The sequence below is a fragment of the Pseudarthrobacter defluvii genome (assembly GCF_030323865.1).
In the GTDB taxonomy this organism is placed as follows: Bacteria; Actinomycetota; Actinomycetes; order Actinomycetales; family Micrococcaceae; genus Arthrobacter; species Arthrobacter sedimenti.
Map to the genome: position 1 here is coordinate 290990 of NZ_CP066362.1, position 16129 is coordinate 307118.

At 64.8% G+C, this 16129-nt stretch carries 17 protein-coding genes; 13 read left to right on the forward strand and 4 right to left on the reverse strand.

From position 1 onward, the window contains the following. Positions 1–43: 43 nt before the first annotated feature. Positions 44–484, forward strand: coding sequence for an SRPBCC family protein (locus JCQ34_RS01440; RefSeq protein ID WP_286401070.1), 441 nt, complete (start codon positions 44–46; stop codon positions 482–484). Here JCQ34_RS01440 and JCQ34_RS01445 read toward each other — a convergent pair. Next, positions 468–2039 (reverse strand): carboxylesterase/lipase family protein, encoded by a 1572-nt coding sequence (locus JCQ34_RS01445; RefSeq protein ID WP_286401072.1) that lies wholly within the window; start codon positions 2037–2039, stop codon positions 468–470. The genes JCQ34_RS01440 and JCQ34_RS01445 overlap by 17 nt on opposite strands. Before the next feature lie 51 nt (positions 2040–2090). Between JCQ34_RS01445 and JCQ34_RS01450 the strand changes: the two genes are divergently transcribed. Then, positions 2091–2891 (forward strand): GAF and ANTAR domain-containing protein, encoded by an 801-nt coding sequence (locus JCQ34_RS01450; protein ID WP_286401074.1) that lies wholly within the window; start codon positions 2091–2093, stop codon positions 2889–2891. On the opposite strand, the gene JCQ34_RS01455 is transcribed toward JCQ34_RS01450, so the two are convergent. Continuing rightward, positions 2876–3196 carry a hypothetical protein gene (locus JCQ34_RS01455; RefSeq protein WP_286401076.1) on the reverse strand — a complete coding sequence of 107 codons (321 nt, stop codon included), beginning with the start codon at positions 3194–3196 and terminating at the stop codon, positions 2876–2878. The genes JCQ34_RS01450 and JCQ34_RS01455 overlap by 16 nt on opposite strands. Before the next feature lie 102 nt (positions 3197–3298). Here JCQ34_RS01455 and JCQ34_RS01460 point away from each other — a divergent pair, with 102 nt between their 5' ends. The 3 genes from JCQ34_RS01460 to JCQ34_RS01470 all read left to right on the forward strand — a co-directional run bounded on the left by JCQ34_RS01460 (position 3299) and on the right by JCQ34_RS01470 (position 4899). Continuing rightward, a complete protein-coding gene (locus tag JCQ34_RS01460; RefSeq protein WP_286401077.1) occupies positions 3299–4021 on the forward strand; it encodes an AAA family ATPase in 723 nt (240 codons plus the stop codon). 119 nt (positions 4022–4140) lie between these two features. Further along, positions 4141–4425, forward strand: a complete 285-nt coding sequence (locus JCQ34_RS01465; RefSeq protein WP_286401078.1) for a hypothetical protein — start codon at positions 4141–4143, stop codon at positions 4423–4425. Between the two features lie 36 nt (positions 4426–4461). Then, positions 4462–4899: a universal stress protein gene (locus tag JCQ34_RS01470; RefSeq protein WP_286401079.1), complete on the forward strand. Its 438-nt coding sequence runs from the start codon at positions 4462–4464 to the stop codon at positions 4897–4899. A gap of 62 nt (positions 4900–4961) precedes the next feature. On the opposite strand, the gene JCQ34_RS01475 is transcribed toward JCQ34_RS01470, so the two are convergent. Further along, entirely contained in the window at positions 4962–5720 is a 759-nt protein-coding gene (locus JCQ34_RS01475; RefSeq protein ID WP_286401081.1) for an SDR family NAD(P)-dependent oxidoreductase, read from the reverse strand. A gap of 180 nt (positions 5721–5900) precedes the next feature. After that, positions 5901–6629, reverse strand: a complete 729-nt coding sequence (locus JCQ34_RS01480) for a FadR/GntR family transcriptional regulator (protein ID WP_286401083.1) — start codon at positions 6627–6629, stop codon at positions 5901–5903. 138 nt (positions 6630–6767) lie between these two features. Between JCQ34_RS01480 and JCQ34_RS01485 the strand changes: the two genes are divergently transcribed. From JCQ34_RS01485 to JCQ34_RS01520, 8 genes are all read left to right on the forward strand, one after another. Next, positions 6768–8066: an ABC transporter substrate-binding protein gene (locus JCQ34_RS01485; RefSeq protein WP_286401085.1), complete on the forward strand. Its 1299-nt coding sequence runs from the start codon at positions 6768–6770 to the stop codon at positions 8064–8066. Positions 8067–8162: 96 nt separating this feature from the next. Then, on the forward strand, positions 8163–9116 hold the full coding sequence (locus tag JCQ34_RS01490; protein WP_235009338.1) for a carbohydrate ABC transporter permease: 954 nt from the start codon (positions 8163–8165) through the stop codon (positions 9114–9116). Next, positions 9113–9991 (forward strand): carbohydrate ABC transporter permease, encoded by an 879-nt coding sequence (locus JCQ34_RS01495; protein ID WP_286401090.1) that lies wholly within the window; start codon positions 9113–9115, stop codon positions 9989–9991. The genes JCQ34_RS01490 and JCQ34_RS01495 overlap by 4 nt, the downstream gene beginning before the upstream one ends. Positions 9992–9999: 8 nt before the next feature. Then, complete coding sequence (dgoD, locus tag JCQ34_RS01500) at positions 10000–11148, forward strand: galactonate dehydratase (RefSeq protein WP_286401092.1); 1149 nt, start codon at positions 10000–10002, stop codon at positions 11146–11148. A 5-nt stretch (positions 11149–11153) separates the two neighbouring features. Continuing rightward, positions 11154–11831, forward strand: coding sequence for a bifunctional 4-hydroxy-2-oxoglutarate aldolase/2-dehydro-3-deoxy-phosphogluconate aldolase (locus tag JCQ34_RS01505; RefSeq protein WP_286401094.1), 678 nt, complete (start codon positions 11154–11156; stop codon positions 11829–11831). Next, complete coding sequence (locus JCQ34_RS01510) at positions 11828–12808, forward strand: sugar kinase (protein WP_286401096.1); 981 nt, start codon at positions 11828–11830, stop codon at positions 12806–12808. Before JCQ34_RS01505 ends, JCQ34_RS01510 begins: the two co-directional genes overlap by 4 nt. Before the next feature lie 55 nt (positions 12809–12863). Continuing rightward, a complete protein-coding gene (gene manD, locus JCQ34_RS01515; RefSeq protein ID WP_286401098.1) occupies positions 12864–14093 on the forward strand; it encodes a D-mannonate dehydratase ManD in 1230 nt (409 codons plus the stop codon). 81 nt (positions 14094–14174) lie between these two features. Further along, a complete protein-coding gene (locus JCQ34_RS01520; RefSeq protein ID WP_286401100.1) occupies positions 14175–14999 on the forward strand; it encodes a class I SAM-dependent methyltransferase in 825 nt (274 codons plus the stop codon). The last annotated feature ends 1130 nt before the right edge of the window (positions 15000–16129 follow it).

The window sequence follows — 16129 nt, forward strand, 5'->3', positions numbered from 1 at the left end:
AAAAACCTGCCGTCCGGCTGCCCGCTACTCCTAGACTTGGACGATGATCACAGTCACCGGAAGTGTGGAAACCAACCTGTCCGCGGAGAAGGCCTTTGCCTTCATGAGTGAGTTCGAGAACACCAGCAAGTGGGACCCCAACACCCCTGTCATGGACAAGCTCACCCCCGGGCCAGTGGCTGTGGGGCACAAGTACCATGCCGAATCCGAGTTCAGGGGAAAGCGCCAGACCCTGGTTTACGAGGTCATTGAGCTGACGGAAAACCACATCAAGCTGCGCGGCGAGAATAAGACCGTCACGGCCTTCGACTCGGTGGACGTCGGCCCCAGCGGCACCGGCTCCGTGGTGACGTACACGGCCGAGTTCAGCATCAACGGCCCGGCCAAGATCATCCAGCCGCTCCTGAGGCCTGCCTTCAATTCCCTGCGGGACCCCGCGCTCAACGGGATCCGGGACACCCTCAACGCTATGGCAGCGGAGTGACCGTTTCGAAAAATTTCCTGATCTCCCGCCGGGGGTCGGCTTCCAGGCGGGGCTCGGCGTCGAGCACCATGGTGCTGCGCTCCTGCCCGTACTCCGGCCACTCACGTTCGGCCATCTCCGGCGCGCCGTGGCGCGCGAAGGCAGCCCAGGCGCCGCTCATGGCGTCGCTGAGGGACTGCGGCGCCTTACGGCGGGTAAGGAAGGCGGCTTCGGGGATGTCCAGGTGCCGGAAGACGAAGGGGACGTCCAGGGCGTGGCAGGCGCCGAGTTTCCCGCCCATGGCGGGACTCCGCCACGTGAACAGGTAGGCGAAGTTCTTCCCGGTATTGGCGGAGGTCGCGGCGGCGGCCGAGTGGGCGACACCCAGCAGCCTCGCGTCAAGCAGCCGGTTGCTGGGCTGGCGGTACATGGAATCCCCGATGGCGGCCTCGAGCAGTTCCTTTCCGGACGGCTCCCGGTTGAGCACCTCTGCAAGCGCACAGGCGTAGCCGGGTGCTTCGATGGCGGGGATCCCTTCCCCTGCGAGCACTGCGGCCGCGCGCTCGGGGTAGGCCGGGTCACCGGCGGAAGGCGGACGCATCTCCACCGCGAAGGAGCCCTCGTTGAGGTTGGTCCCGATCAGCAGGTCTACCTCGGCGTTGACCCCGCTGCGCACGCTTTCAAGTGGCGGGGCCGGCAGCGACGGTGTGCCCACAGTGGGCTGGAACGGCAGCGGAACGGCATAGGACTCCGCGGCAATGCGCCGTTCCAGGGCGGCCTGGGCCTCGAGAAGCCGCTCCACCGGGAGGCTCAGCAACTCCATGGCTGAGCCGCGGTCCAGGCCGCAGAGTTCAAGGAATGCGGCACTGATGTGCGCCGATTCCTCCGGCTGCCGGTACCGTTCCGCAGTCCCGCTTTGCATGATGGCCCGGCGGAACAGTCCTTCGGACGCCGGCATGCCCAGCAAGGTGCCGATCGCTGCAGCGCCTGCGGACTCGCCGAAGATGGTGACGTTGTCAGGGTTGCCCCCGAAGGCGCTGATGTTGCGGCGGATCCAGCGCAGGGCCTCCAGTTGGTCCAGCAGGGCCAGGTTGGAGGAGTCCTCGTAGCCGGGACCCAGCAGCTCCGCCAGGTGCAGGAAGCCCAGGGCACCCAGGCGGTAGTTGATGGACACCAGCACCGCGCCCGACGCAGCGGCGAGCCTGCCGCCGTCGTACATCCCGTCACTGTTGGCGCCCGAAAGGTACGCGCCGCCATGGATCCAAACCATCACCGGCCTGGCCGGACCGTCAGTCCCCGGCGTCCAGATGTTCAGGTTGAGGCACCCGTCCTCGCTCCAGCTGCGCGGCGTGGCGCCCGGGGGCGCAGGCAGTTCAGGGTTCTGGGGCGCGGCGGGGCCAGGAACGGTGCGGTCCAGCACTTCCTTCCACGGCACCACCGGGACCGGCGGCCGGAAGCGGTTGGCGCCCGACGGCGGCGCTGCGTACGGGATGCCCAGGAACCGCTGCACGGTGGTCCCGTCAGTCTCCAGGCGGCTGCCGCGGACGGATCCGCTCGGGGTGGAAAGACGCGTCATGGATGCCAGATTACGGCCTCACCACGGGTAGGCTGTCATCACCGTTCGGCAGTGGGCGCCCACATCGTGTGGCTTTTAACTACTGTCCCGGAGGTATGCCCCGTGCTCAAGGCCGGCGTCCCTGAAGGCGAGGACTTCGCAGACGTTGCCCTGCATCTTCAGGAGTCGTTCCTGCAGAACCCTGAGGTTGAGGCATTCCTTCGGGACCTGGCCGAGTACGCCGCGTCCAGGCTGGCTCCGCTGAACCATGAATGCTGCTGTGAAATTACGGTGCTGCGGCCCAAGAAACCCGCAGCAACTGCCGGAAGCAGGGCCGATGGAGCGCTGCTGAGCCCGTTGGAGTCCGACCATGGTGACGGCCCGGGCCTGCTGGCGATGCGGACCGGCAGTACCGTTCTGGTGGCGGACCTGCGGCGGGAGCAGCGTTGGCCGGAGTACGTCCGGGCAGTGCGGAGGCACGGTTTCCTTTCGGTGCTAAGTATCCCCGCAGCGCTGGAAGGGGATGCCCGGGGCATGATGACGTTCTACTGCACAGCGCCTGTTGACATAACGGACGAAATCCACGTTGCCGAGACCTTTGTGCGGCAGGCGTCCAAGGGGCTCACACTCGCCCTGCGTATGCTGAAGCTGGAGGAAACCAGGGACGGCATGAGCGCCGCCATGCAGACCCGCACGGTCATCGACCTGGCCACGGGCGCCATCATGGCGCAGAACAGGTGCAGCCAGGCCGCTGCCTTCAAGCTGCTGAAGGATGCATCCAACACCCGGAACATGAAGCTCCGCGAGGTTGCGGCCGCTGTGGTCGCGTCGGTGGCCGGGGTGGCGGACACCTTCACCTACTTCGACGAGTAGGGGTCTTTCCGATCCGGGTCATGCCGCTCCGGGTCCCTCCGGTCCGGCTGAGGAAGGGAAAGCGGGGAGATGCTCAAGGGAGCCCGCAGCGGCAGGCCCTCGGCAGAACAATGCTCGTTGACTGCCTGCGCCAGAGCGTCGCGCTCCTTCGGTGAAAGGGTGGCTTCGCCGGCGCAGTAATCCCGGATGAGCTGTTCGGAGGCATCCCCGCCCAATCCAACGAATTCCAGCCACAGTTGCGCCAAATCCAACTGGTGCTCCTTGATAACGGCACCGGTCAGGGCCTGCTGGTCCACGGCATCCATCGTCCCGTCCTAGCTTTGCTTGCACTACTACGCTCGGAATTCGGAACGGCCCGGCCGGCGGATGGGGAAGGTTCAGAAAGAATTTGCTGCAAGAATGGCTCCATGCCTCTGCGCACCTACCCGATCCGGCGGCTGGCAGAGGATCCTGGAAACGTCCTTGACCGCTCACGCTGGCCGGCCGACCTGCCGCCGGTGGCCCAGGTCCTTGAACAGGGGCTGGACCTGGGACCTGCCACCGTCCTGGTGGGCGAAAACGGTTCGGGTAAATCCACGCTGGTGGAGGCCATAGCGCTCGCCTACGGTTTGTCTCCTGAAGGCGGCTCAACTGGTGCCCGGCATGTTACCCGGCCCACCGAATCAGTCCTGGGGAACCACCTCCAGCTGGTCCGCAACGCCGGTGCGACGCGCCGCGGCTACTTCCTCCGCGCGGAAACCATGCATGGGTTCTACACCTACCTGGAAAAGAACCCCAGCACTTTCCTTCCTGACATCCCGTTCCATGACATGTCGCATGGCGAGTCCTTCCTGCAGTTGGCCGCTGACAGGTTCCATGGCCCGGGCCTGTGGCTCCTGGACGAGCCGGAATCCGCCCTGTCCTTTTCCGGTTGCCTCAGCCTGTTGTCAGTCCTGAAGGAATTGATGGCCGACGGTAAATCCCAAGTGGTGATGTCCACCCACTCCCCTCTGCTGGCGGCTTTTACCGGCGCCACCATCCTCGAAGTGGGACCCTGGGGCCTGCGGCGGCGGCGCTGGGAGGAGCTGGAGCTCGTGGCCAACTGGCGGAACTTCCTGGGCTCGCCCGAGCGCTACCTCAGGCACATTTAGCGGCCTTCGCCCCGGGTGCATCACGTCCCTGCGCAAGGACTTTTGCCCCTAGGCAGGCACCCGGGAAAGCAGTCAACTTGAGTGTCTGGAGCAGGTGACTACAACAGGAGGCATGGACCATGGGCGCATGTGATGTCTGCGGCAGCAGCGAGGGCCGGATGTTCACCGTCAGCATGGGAAACCAAACCGGCACGTTCGACAGCTTCGAATGCGCCATCCATATGATGGCGCCGGCCTGCGAGCACTGCGGCTGCCGGATTTTGGGCCATCCCGTTGAAAGCGAAGCCGGCATTTATTGCTGCCTCCACTGCGCCAGGGAAGCAGGAAATCCACACCAGGCCGCCAAGACGGAGCACTCCACGGTGGCTGTCCCGGCACAGGGCGCGACGGCGGACCAGGGTTAGTCCCGCCGGCGCCAGTACAACAGGAAAAGGGGAGTCGTGGCCGGCAACGGAAGTTTCAGGATCGTAGTGGGGGTTGACGGCTCCGAGCAGTCCAAGGCGGCGATGGACTGGGCAATTGAGGAGTCCAGGCTGCGCAAGGGTGAGGTCCAGGCGTTGACGGCCTGGAGCTTTCCTTACGTCAGCGACGCCATGGGCACGGCCTGGGACTACGACATCTTCGAGAAGGACGCGCAGGCCATTCTTGAAGCGGAACTCGAACGCGTCAAGGACCGGGGTGTGACGGTTTCCGGGCGGGTCATGGAAGGGAACCCGGCGTCGGCGCTCATCGATGCCTCCCGCGACGCTGATCTCATTGCCGTCGGTTCGCGCGGCCACGGCGGGTTCACCGGAATGCTCCTTGGCTCCGTGTCCCACCAGACCATCCACCACGCACACTGTCCGGTGCTGGTGATCCGGGAACCATCACCTGAGTAGACCCCTGCACCTGTGGTGTCCAGGACGCCGGGAAGTCCGGTGGGCAGGCAGGGAACCGACTCTCAGACGCTGGTGTAGCCGCCGTCCACAAGGTAATAACCGCCAGTGGCGAACGATGCCTCATCCGAAAGCAGGAAGCACACCATGTGGGCGACTTCCTCCGCGGTACCCAGGCGGCCCAGCGGATGCTTGGCGGTCAGGGCTTTTCGGGCTTCCTCGTTCAGGTTCTTGTCCAGCAGCGGGGTGGCGATGTAGCCGGGGCCGACGGAGTTGATGCGCAGGCCCTGGGCACCGTATTCGGCGGCGGCGTTCTTGGTCACGCCCACCACGCCGTGCTTCGCTGCGGTGTATGCGCTGCTCATCGGCGCTGCCACTGAACCGTGGATGGAGGCCATGTTGACGATGGCACTTTCCTTTGCGCCGGCGTCGAGCATTGCCGGAATCTGGTACCGCAAGCCGTACAGCACACCGTTGAGGTTGATGCCGATGACCTTGTCCCAATCATCCAGGTCCAGCTCCCCGGCCGGTGCCTGCTTGCCGCCGATTCCCGCGTTGTTCACCGCGTAATTCAATTTGCCGTAGGTCTCTATGGCGAACTGGACCGCCTTTTCGTTGTCTTCCTTGGCTGCGGTGTTGCCCTGCAGGGCACTGGCGGTCCCGCCGCCCTGGGTGATCTCATCGGCCACCCGCTGCGCGGCGTGCAGATCGAGGTCCAGCACAACGACTTTTGCGCCCTTGGCCGCCAACTCCTTTGAGGTGGCCTCACCGATCCCCGACCCGCCGCCGGTAACCAGTGCAACCCTGTCCGTGAACTGTGCCATGCCTGCATCCTCGATCCTGGTCCGGCGGTTCGGCCGGACTCGCTAGTGCCTGCCAACTGGCCCCTTCAAAATTCCCTGAGGGGTCGCTCTCCACGTACCCGCGCCGGAGGCATGCCTAACGGGAGGGCAGGCCGGGGCAGGGCCGCGCCGAAGAGCGGCTCACTTCTTCCCGGCAGGTTCTCAGCCCGGGTGGCTGCTGGACCAGATATCGCCCATCTCTTCCGTGGACTGCTCCACAATCCTGCTCATGGCGGCGTGTGCGGCACCGGCGTCGCGGTGTTGGATGGCGCTGGCTACGTCCACGTGCATCTGCAGCGCCTCATGATCCGGAAGATGGGGCATCAGGCCGTGCTGGGTGCGCCCTGACAGCACTTCAGCCACGAGCTTGTGAAGCTGCGAAAACATCAGGTTGCCGGAAGCGTTGAGGACCGCGGCGTGGAATTCGATGTCCAGGCGCAGGAATTCGTCCTGGTCGCCCCGTTGCCCGGCGGCCCACAGCCGCGCCGCCATGGAAACCAGATCGCTGGCCGCATCAAGGGAGGCCCGCTCGGCAGCCAGGCGGGCAGCCTGCGGCTCGATGGCACCGCGCAGTTCGTTCAACGCCTGCAGCTGTTCAAGCCGCTTGGCCGATGCCAGCCGCCACCGGATCACTTGAGGGTCGTAGAGGTTCCAGCTTGCCTCCGGCTGGACCACCGTCCCCAGCCGACGCCGGGACTCAAGCATTCCCATGGAGGACAGGACGCGGGTAGCCTCCCGAATCACGGAGCGGGACACCTTGTGCTGCGCCTCCAACTCATCCAGCCGCAGGATCGAGTTCGGCGCCAGCGTTCCCTCAGCGATGGCGAGCCCCAGGTTCTCGACCAGCGATGAATGCAGGTCGGGGGACAACGCCGCCTTTGGGATGGTCATGAATAAATCATATGGGGACACAGCAAGCTCTTGTATATGTCTGCCTTATTTGTTTATGCTCGCTGAACACAGCAGACGTAAAGAGGCGTTTGTAACCGGTCCGCGGAGCTGCGGGCCCTGAAGGCAAAGGAAGTCGTAATGAAGCGGCGTTCAATTGTGAAGTACGCGGCAGTTGCCGCAGTGATGTCGCTGGGGCTGACAGCCTGCAGCGGCGGTGGAGGCGGCAGCGACCAGGCCAAGCAGTCCGGAACGGTCCGCGTCACCCTCGCCAACCACGTCTGGACCGATGGCATCAAGGCAGCCATTCCCGAGTTCGAGAAGTCCAGCGGACTCAAGGTCGAGCTCACCCAGTTGGGCGAAGACCAGCTCTCTGACCAGTACAACGTCAAGCTCAACGCAGGCAGCGACGAGATCGACGTCATGATGTACCGCCCGCTCCAGGAAGGCAAGGCATTCGCCAAGAACGGCTACCTGGCCGACCTGACCAAGAACGTCTCCTCCGACTCGAACTGGGACTGGAAGGACTACCAGGAAGGCCCGGTCAAGGCCACCACCGTTGACGGCAAGGTGGTTGGTGTCCCGATCATCACCGAGCGTGAAGTCCTGTACTACCGCAAGGACCTGCTGCAGGCTGCCGGGCTCCAGGTGCCCAAGACCATGGATGAACTGGAAGCCGCGGCCAAGGCCATCAAGGCATCCTCCCCGAACACCGCTGGCTTCGTAGCCCGCACCGGCAAGTCCGCCGCCGTCACCCAGTTCTCCAGCTTCCTGTACAGCTTCGGCGGCGACTTCGTCGACTCCAGCGGCAAGGCCTCCGTCAACACCGATGCCGCCAAGAAGGCCTACTCCTTCTACGGTGGCCTGATCAAGAACTACGGCCCCGCCAACGTCAGCACGGACATGAGCTGGCCTGAGGCGATGGCCATCTTCACCCAGGGCGGCGCTGCCTTCTACACCGAAGCTGATTCGCTCTACAAGAACGCCACCGACCCCGCCAAGTCCAAGGTTGCGGACAAGGTTGGCTTCGCCCCGCTGCCGGCTGGCCCCGCCGGCTCCAAGCCCTACAACATCCCCTCCTGGGCCCTTGGTGTGAACCAGAACTCCAGCAACCAGGAGAACGCCTGGAAGTTCATCCAGTGGGCCACCAGCAAGGAGCGCACGCTGGAAGCCCAGAAGGCCGGCGTCCCCGGACCCCGCACCTCCGTCTGGGCCAACCCTGACGGAACCTCCACCTACCCCAAGGACCTCGCCGACGCGATTGCCGCCAGCGCCAAGAGCGGCGTGGGCCATGACCGTCCCGAGGTAGTCACCGTGGGCAAGGCCCGCGAAATCGTGGGCGCTCCGATCGTTGCCACCATCACCGGCGCTGACTCCGCCGCCGCGGCCAACGACGCCCAGACTGCCTTCCAGACCTTCCTGGACAGCGAAAAGAAGTAGGACGCCAGGCGCGTACCGCGCCAACCCATCCCGCCGGGACGGCCCCAGGGCCGTCCCGGCGCGGCCCGCTTCACCCCCGAACTCCTTAGGTGAACCATGTCTGTATTGAACCCTCCCCGCAGTGCCCGCACCCGCCGGGCCGGCGGCCCCTCCGGAGCCAGGGGGAGCTTTTCCGCCTGGGCCAACCGGCACCGCAAGTGGTTGTTCGCGGCACCGGCCATGATCTTCGTCGGTGTCCTGATCGTCTTCCCACTTGCCTGGACCCTGTACCTCAGCCTCACCGACTCCCAGGGCTCCGTCCGGGCCGCCACGGAGTTCATCGGGCTCCAGAACTACCTCACGGTCCTCAGTGACACCGAGCGCTTCTGGCCCGCAGTAGGCCGCACCCTTGCCTTCACCGGCGTCGCGCTGGCCTTCGAAGTAGTGCTGGGAATGGGCATCGCGCTGCTCCTGTGGCGGCCGTTCCGCGGGGAAAAGTGGGTCCGCGTGGCCATCCTGCTGCCGCTGGTGGCAACCCCCGTGGCCGTCGGCATGATGTGGCGGCTGATCTTCGATCCCAACATCGGCTTCGTCAACCAGCTCCTGGGCATGGTGGGCATCCCGCCCCAGCCGTGGCTGTCCGGCCAGGACACCGCCCTGGGCACCACCATCTTCATGGACGTCTGGCAGTGGACCCCCATGGTGGTCCTCATCCTGCTGGCCGGCCTGACCTCGCTGTCCGACGAACCGGACGAGGCCGCCCGCGTGGACGGCGCCAACGCCTTCCAGCGGTTCTTCTTCATTACCCTGCCCCTTATGATGCCCACCGTGATCGTGGCCATCCTGCTGCGCGGCATCGACGCCTTGAAGACCTTCGACATCCTCTACGCCACCAAGGGCAAGGGCGGCGGCTCGTTCCATGAAGTGGAGACGCTGAACGTCTACGCCTACGGACTGAGCTTCGACTACAACCAGTACGGGCTCTCCTCGGCGGTGCTGATCCTGTTCTTCATGATCATCATCGGTTCCATGTGGCTGCTCACCATGCGCAAGAAAGCGGTAAGCAAATGACCGTCATGACAGACTCCGCCGCCCCGTCCGCGGACAACACGCCCCGGCGCCGCCGCAAGCCCCTGGGCACCCGCGCGTACAAAGTGTTCCGTGTGGTGGCACTGATCGTGGTGGTGCTGTTCCTGCTCGCGCCGCTGTTCTGGATGCTCCTGGCGTCGCTGAAGACCAACGTGGACATCTACGACACCGCCAAGGCCTTCATCTTCTCGCCCACCTTCGAGAACTACGCCAACGTGCTGCAGCGCAACAACTACTTCGTGTTCGTCGTCAACAGCTTCTGGGTGGCGTTTGTCTCCACCGCGCTGTCCATCGTCCTGGGCGTCCCCGCTGCCTACGCGATGAGCCGGTTCACCATGCACCGCTCCGCGCTGGTGGTCCTTATGGCGCGCGTCATCCCGGGCGTCTCACTCCTGGTGCCCTGGTACTACGTTTTCTCCAACCTGCGCATGGTGGGCAAGTTCGAGGTACTGATCCTCAGCCACATGTTCGTGGCCCTGCCGCTGATCGTGTACATCATGATGAGCTACTTCGACTCCCTGCCGCTGGAACTGGAGGAGTCTGCCGAGGTGGACGGCCTTACGCCGATCGGGGCGTTCCGGCTGATCACCCTTCCGCTGGCGGTCTCCGGCATCGCCACCGCGGGCATCCTGTCCTTCATCTTCTCGTGGAACAACTTCATGTTCGCGCTGGTGCTCTCCGGTGCCAAGACCAAGACGTTGCCGGTGGCGATCTTCGACTTCGTCTCCTACGCCAGCATCGACTGGGGCGGGCTGATGGCAGCGGCCACCGTGGTGACCATCCCCATCATGATCATTGCGCTCTTCACGCAGAAGTACATCGTCTCCGGCCTGACCGCCGGCGCCACCAAGGGTTAGGACCGCCCGTGACCGTCATCAGCCGGATCGAAACATTCCTCGTCCCGCCCCGCTGGCTCTTTGTCCGGATCGAGACCGACAGCGGAATCGTGGGGTGGGGCGAGGCCACCTGCGAGGGCCGCAGCGAAACGGTGCGCGCCGCCGTCGAACAACTCTCGGAACTGCTCATCGGCAGGGACGCCCTCCGGATCGAAGACCACTGGCAGGTGATGACCAAGGGGTCCTTCTACCGCGGCGGCCCGATCCTGGCCAGCGCCGTCTCCGGCCTGGACCAGGCCCTGTGGGACATCGCCGGCAAGCACTTCAACACCCCCGTGCACCAGCTCCTGGGCGGCCATGTCCGCGACCGGATCCGGATGTACGGGTGGGTGGGCGGCGACGAACCCAACGAGGTGGCGGACCAGATCAGCGCCCAGCTTGAAGTGGGGCTGACCGCCGTGAAGATGAACGCCAGCGGCCGGATGAGCCCGGTGGCGTCCGTCGCGGAGATCGACGGCGTCATCCGCCGTGTCGCCGCGGCGCGCCAGGTCCTGGGCGACCACCGGGATGTGGCCGTCGACTTCCACGGCCGCTTCAGCCTGGCGAACGCGAAACGGGTGGCGCCGCTGCTGGAGCCGTTCCGGCCTTTCTTCCTCGAAGAGCCGGTGGTTCCGGAGAACACCCACCTGCTGCGCGAATTCACCTCATCCACCACCACCCCGGTTTCCACGGGGGAGCGGCTCTACAGCCGGCAGGAATTCCTGCCCGCGCTGCAGGCAGGCATCGCCGTGGCGCAGCCGGACCTGTCGCACGCGGGCGGCATCACGGAGGTCCGCAAGATCGCCGCGCTGGCCGAGGTGTACGAAGTCCAGCTGGCGCCGCACTGCCCGCTGGGACCCCTGGCGCTCGCGGCCTGTTTGCAGGTTGGCTTCGCCACGCCCAACTTCCTCATCCAGGAACAAAGCATCGGCATCCACTACAACCAGGGCGCGGAAGTCCTTGACTATGTGGTGGACAAGACACCGTTCAAGTTCGTGAACGGCCACATCGAGCGGCTCACCGGGCCCGGACTCGGCGTCGAGATTGATGAGGCCGTGGTGCGGGCGGCGGACAAGCGCGGCCATGCCTGGCGCGGCCCCGTGTGGCGCCATCCCGACGGATCCTTCGCAGAATGGTGAACCACATGACATCCCACAATGAAGCTGTTACCCCCGCCAGCCTCCTGGCGGGTATCCGCCAGACGCGCCTTATTGGCATTGTCCGCGGGAACGACGGCGGTGCTGCCGCCAAGGCTGCGCTGGCGGCGATGGAGGAGGGTTTCCAGTACGTGGAGATCGCCCTCACCACGCCCAACGCGCTGGAGGCCATCCGGGAAGTCCGTGCGGCTGCCCCGGCCGGCTGCCTGGTGGGCGCCGGCACCGTCCTCAGCCAGGCCGACGTCGGACGCGTCCTGGCAGCCGGTGGCCAGTTCATCGTCACCCCGTCCCTGGCCCCCTCCATCAGCGAGGCTGCCAGTGCCGGCATCCCCGTCCTGGCCGGTGCGCTGACTCCCAGCGAGGCTTACGAGGCGATGGAAGGCGGCGCCACCGCCATCAAGCTGTTCCCGGCGTCCATCGGCGGCCCCGGCTACCTGAAGGCCGTCCGGGATCCCTTCCCTGACATCCCGTTCATCGCCGTCGGCGGTGTGGGCCTGGATGAAGCCACCGGGTACTGGGAGGCCGGGGCCATCGCCGTCGGCCTGGGTGGTCCGCTCTTCGGCAAGGCGGCGTCAGGCGGTGATCTGACGGAGATGCGGGACCGCGCCCGCAGCTTCCTGGGCCTCGCCGCCGAATTCGCCGCGCGGACCGGGACGTCTTCATGACTGCTCCGGCACTGGACCCGGTGGGCCTGCTGACTTTCGGCGAGTCCATGGTTTCGCTCCGGTCCACCGGCCCCCTGGCGAACGGCGGAACGCTGAACATGCAGGTGGCTGGGGCCGAATCCAACGTTGCCATCGGCGTGGCACGCCTGGGCCACACGTCCGCCTGGGCAGGGGCCGTGGGGGCGGACCCGCATGGCGAGTTCATCGTGAAGCAGCTCCGGGGCGAGGGCGTCCACCTGCACCACAGCGTGCATCCGGACCGCAGCACGGGCGTGATGTTCCTGGAACAGCGCACCGCAGACCTCAGCAGGGCCTTCTACTACCGCGCAGGTTCTGCGGGCGCCACCATCTCACGGGACCATGTCGCTGCCGCGCTGGACGGAGGTGCCCGGATTCTGCACCTCACCGGCATCACGCCGGCACTCAGCGCCGAGGCTCGTGACGCGGTGGAGTATGCCGCCGAGCGGGCTGCCGGCGAAGGCATTGTCGTTTCCTTCGACGTGAACTACCGCAGCAAGCTGTGGTCCCGGGACCAGGCGAGGGCCGTGCTCGGCCTCCTGGCGCGGCACGCCACCATCGTCATAGCGTCCGACGACGAACTGGACCTGATTGCCCCACCCCAGGCGGGGAGCGGGGCGGCTGGCGGCGAGGCCTGTGCCGCTGCCCGGCTGCTGGAGGCGGGGGTCCGGGAAGTGGTGGTAAAGCGGGGCGCCGCCGGCGCCGCCGTCTATACAGCCGAAGGCCTTCTCGAAGCGCCCGCCCTCGCCGTGACCTGCCTGGACACCGTCGGGGCCGGCGACGCATTCACCGCCGGCTACCTTTCGGCTCTGCTCGGCGGTGCAAAAGTTCCCGAACGCCTGCACCGCGGCATCCTTGCCGGCGCCTTCGCAGTCAGCACCCGCGGCGACTGGGAAGGGCTGCCCCGTCCCGAAGAACTTGCCCTGCTCGATGCCGCCAGGGGCAGCACCCAGCGCTGACCCCCGCCAGGCACATATTTCCCAGGTCCTGCCAACTCCAACCCGAAAGCCAGCCATGAAGATCATTGCCGCCGATGTGTTTGTGACCAGTCCCTCACGGAACTTTGTCACCCTCCGGATCACTACCGAGGACGGGGTGACCGGGATTGGTGATGCCACGCTGAACGGGCGTGAGTTGGCTGTTGCGGCGTATTTGAAGGAGCATGTGGCGCAGTTGTTGATTGGGAAGGATGCGCATCGGATTGAGGATACGTGGCAGTTCCTGTACCGGTCTTCGTATTGGCGGCGGGGTCCGGTGACGATGGCGGCGATCGCTGCGGTGGATATGGCTCTTTGGGATATTAAGGGCAAGGTGGCCGGTTTGCCGGTGTACCAGCTCCTCGGTGGTGCGTCGCGGAACGGGTTGCGGGCGTACGGGCATGCGTCGGGTGCGGATATTGAGTCGTTGTTTGATTCGGTGCGGGAGCATCTGGAGCTGGGGTACAAGTCGATCCGGATCCAGACGGCGGTGCCGGGGATCAAGGCCCTGTATGGGGTGGCGGCGCAGGCGCAGGCGTCGGGGGAGCGGTATGACTATGAGCCTGCGGGTCGTGGTGCGTTCCCGGTTGAGGAGGACTGGGACACCCGGGCGTACCTGCGGCATTTGCCGGGGGTGTTTGAGGCGGTCCGGAACGAGTTTGGTCCGGAGATCCCGTTGCTGCATGACGGGCATCACCGGATGACGCCGATCCAGGCGGCGAAGCTGGGCAAGGCGTTGGAGCCGTATGACTTGTTTTGGTTGGAGGATTGCACTCCGGCGGAGAACCAGGAGGGTTTGCGCCTGGTGCGGCAGCACACCACGACGCCGTTGGCGATCGGGGAGGTTTTCAATACGGTGTGGGATTACCAGACGTTGATCAAGGAACAGTTGATTGATTATGTCCGGGCCGCGTCCACGCATTTTGGCGGGATTTCGCCGTTGAAGAAGGTGATGGATTTCGCTGCGCAGTACCAGATCAAGTCCGGGTTCCATGGGCCGACGGATATTTCCCCGGTGGGGTTCGCGGCGCAGCTGCATGTGGGCTTGGCGATCCATAACTACGGGATCCAGGAGTACATGCAGCACTCGGTGAAGACCAACGAGGTCTTCGAGCAGTCCATGACGTTCGTGGACGGGTACCTGCACCCGGGCGACAAGCCCGGCATCGGCGTCGAATTCAACGAAGAAGCCGCCGCGGCCTACCCGTACCAGCAGGCCTACCTGCCCTACAACCGCCTCGTCGACGGCACCGTCCACGACTGGTAGCAGAAGCCACTGACCGGAAACCAAGCCGCCACCGGCGGGGCTCCCGTTGACCCTGGGGCCGCCCGGTGTGAGGATGGCGCCATGAATGAGGTTTCGGCCTTCTACACCGGCCCCGGGCGACTTTTGGCGGCCATCAGTTCTGCTTTGGACATGGCCGGTGTGGGCCGCGCAGGGCTGCGGCCGGCCGATCTCGCTGCCGTTGACGAGTTCCACATCCGTGGTCGCAGGGCCACGCTGGAAATCATCGAAGCGCTCGACCTTACTGCTGATTTCCATGTGCTCGACCTGGGCAGCGGATTGGGCGGCCCCGCACGGACGCTCGCCGAGGTGACAGGGTGCACGGTGACGGGGGTCGACCTCACACCTGAGTTCTGCCAGGTAGCGACGGCGCTCTCGGAGTGGACAGGCTTGTCCCGCCGCACCCGCTTCCACGTCGGGGACGCTACGGCCACCGGCCTTCCGGACGAGTCAGTGGATGCCGTGATGACCGTCCATGTGGCGATGAACATCCCGGACAAGCACGGGTTGTATGCAGAAGCCTTCCGGGTCCTGCGGCCGGGCGGCAGATTTGTGGTTTACGACGTGCTGCAGGGTGAAGGCGGCGAGGTGCACTACCCGGTGCCGTGGGCCGCGGACACCTCGACCAGCTTTCCCGCAACCCTGGCGGACATGCGCCAACTGCTTCCGTCGGCCGGTTTCGACGTCCTCTCGGAGGTCGACTCTTCGGACGAAAGCCTTTCCTGGTTCCAGCACATGCGTGCCAAAATCCAGCGGGAGGGGCCTCCGCCGGTGACTTTCGCGACCTTCCTTGGCGACAGCTTCGCGCAGATGACAGCCAACCAGGTGGCCAACCTCGCCGAGGGTCGCATCCGGACCGTCATGTTCGTGTGCTCGCGGCCGTCCTGATCATCCTTTCGAAAATGGCTGTTTACGCTTCTCGGAAAGCTGTCTAGGCTCTGCGTATGACGGACCGGCGGCAATCTCACGGGGCTGGCTCGTGGCCATGGTCCGAATGGTGGCCCTGGGCAATCGCTCTTTTGCTGGTGTCCGCTATTGCTGCTTTTGCACTCAGCATCGCGAGTCATGGCTGCAGTGCCACCTCTGACGAGGGTAGAAGCCTCTGCCGGGACTTCTACCTCGTTCCTCTCGATATCCGCCCAGTCTTTATGGCTGTCGTATTGCTACTGGCCGTCTACTTCGTGTATCGAATTATCCGGTCAGTCCAACATTCGAAGAACCGGAACTGACATCCTGGCGTCAGCTGAAGGTCCTATAAGCAGGACGAATTAAAGGACTAATTGCGCGGGGCACAGATTTGAATCTTGTCCCGATCAAACTTGCAACGGGGGAGCGGGATGATAAGGAAAATTGATGAGTGACCATGGAACCGAGCCTGGCCCTGGATATTCTTTATGACGCCAATCGTGGTTTTCACGGGATTGTTGTGGATGCCGATAGGAAGTTGCTCCGTCTACACCGATGACTATCAGGGGAACAGCTCCTGTTATGTCGGACCGCCGGCCGGTTACTTTGCGACAGGGCTAATAACGGCGGCTTCCGTCCTGCTGGGTGCAGGTTTCGGATCCTGCCTCGTTAGAGCCCTTTACCGAGGGCGGCGGGGACAGAGAGAAAGCCATTAGCGTTTGCTCCCACGCAATAAGGCCCAGTGCGCTCTGAATCAGGACCAGCGTCCTTTATCATTTTGCCTATTTAGACTGCACAGTTCCCTCTTTGGAGGAAATGAGCAGTAGAGAGTTAGTCTCACTCCATGAAGCGTCGGTGGGCACTCCTCGTTGTGGTCGGCAGCGTGGTCGCAGGGTGACGATCGTAGCTGCCATTGGCGGTTTGTCTCGGGACACGAGGGCAGTAGAAACGGAATCCGCCGGTGAACACCCGTTTGTTATCGGATGCGACGGCCCCTTGAGATTCAGGCCGGTGCAGGAGACCCTTCAACTGCGGATCCGGACCCCCCGGAATTGAGGCGCATGGGTTATGAGACGCGCAGGGGATGCACTGTCCCGCAAGAGGATCCCTTA

What these genes read in the sequence shown, in the direction of transcription:
- JCQ34_RS01505 (WP_286401094.1), top strand. Translation starts at nt 11,154, where the DNA reads ATGACATCCCACAATGAAGCTGTTACCCCCGCCAGCCTCCTGGCGGGT.
- manD (WP_286401098.1), top strand. Translation starts at nt 12,864, where the DNA reads ATGAAGATCATTGCCGCCGATGTGTTTGTGACCAGTCCCTCACGGAAC.
- JCQ34_RS01465 (WP_286401078.1), top strand. Translation starts at nt 4,141, where the DNA reads ATGGGCGCATGTGATGTCTGCGGCAGCAGCGAGGGCCGGATGTTCACC.
- JCQ34_RS01480 (WP_286401083.1), bottom strand. Translation starts at nt 6,629, where the DNA reads ATGACCATCCCAAAGGCGGCGTTGTCCCCCGACCTGCATTCATCGCTG.
- JCQ34_RS01510 (WP_286401096.1), top strand. Translation starts at nt 11,828, where the DNA reads ATGACTGCTCCGGCACTGGACCCGGTGGGCCTGCTGACTTTCGGCGAG.
- JCQ34_RS01485 (WP_286401085.1), top strand. Translation starts at nt 6,768, where the DNA reads ATGAAGCGGCGTTCAATTGTGAAGTACGCGGCAGTTGCCGCAGTGATG.
- JCQ34_RS01440 (WP_286401070.1), top strand. Translation starts at nt 44, where the DNA reads ATGATCACAGTCACCGGAAGTGTGGAAACCAACCTGTCCGCGGAGAAG.
- JCQ34_RS01520 (WP_286401100.1), top strand. Translation starts at nt 14,175, where the DNA reads ATGAATGAGGTTTCGGCCTTCTACACCGGCCCCGGGCGACTTTTGGCG.
- JCQ34_RS01490 (WP_235009338.1), top strand. Translation starts at nt 8,163, where the DNA reads ATGTCTGTATTGAACCCTCCCCGCAGTGCCCGCACCCGCCGGGCCGGC.
- JCQ34_RS01475 (WP_286401081.1), bottom strand. Translation starts at nt 5,720, where the DNA reads ATGGCACAGTTCACGGACAGGGTTGCACTGGTTACCGGCGGCGGGTCG.
- JCQ34_RS01495 (WP_286401090.1), top strand. Translation starts at nt 9,113, where the DNA reads ATGACCGTCATGACAGACTCCGCCGCCCCGTCCGCGGACAACACGCCC.
- JCQ34_RS01460 (WP_286401077.1), top strand. Translation starts at nt 3,299, where the DNA reads ATGCCTCTGCGCACCTACCCGATCCGGCGGCTGGCAGAGGATCCTGGA.
- JCQ34_RS01445 (WP_286401072.1), bottom strand. Translation starts at nt 2,039, where the DNA reads ATGACGCGTCTTTCCACCCCGAGCGGATCCGTCCGCGGCAGCCGCCTG.
- JCQ34_RS01455 (WP_286401076.1), bottom strand. Translation starts at nt 3,196, where the DNA reads ATGGATGCCGTGGACCAGCAGGCCCTGACCGGTGCCGTTATCAAGGAG.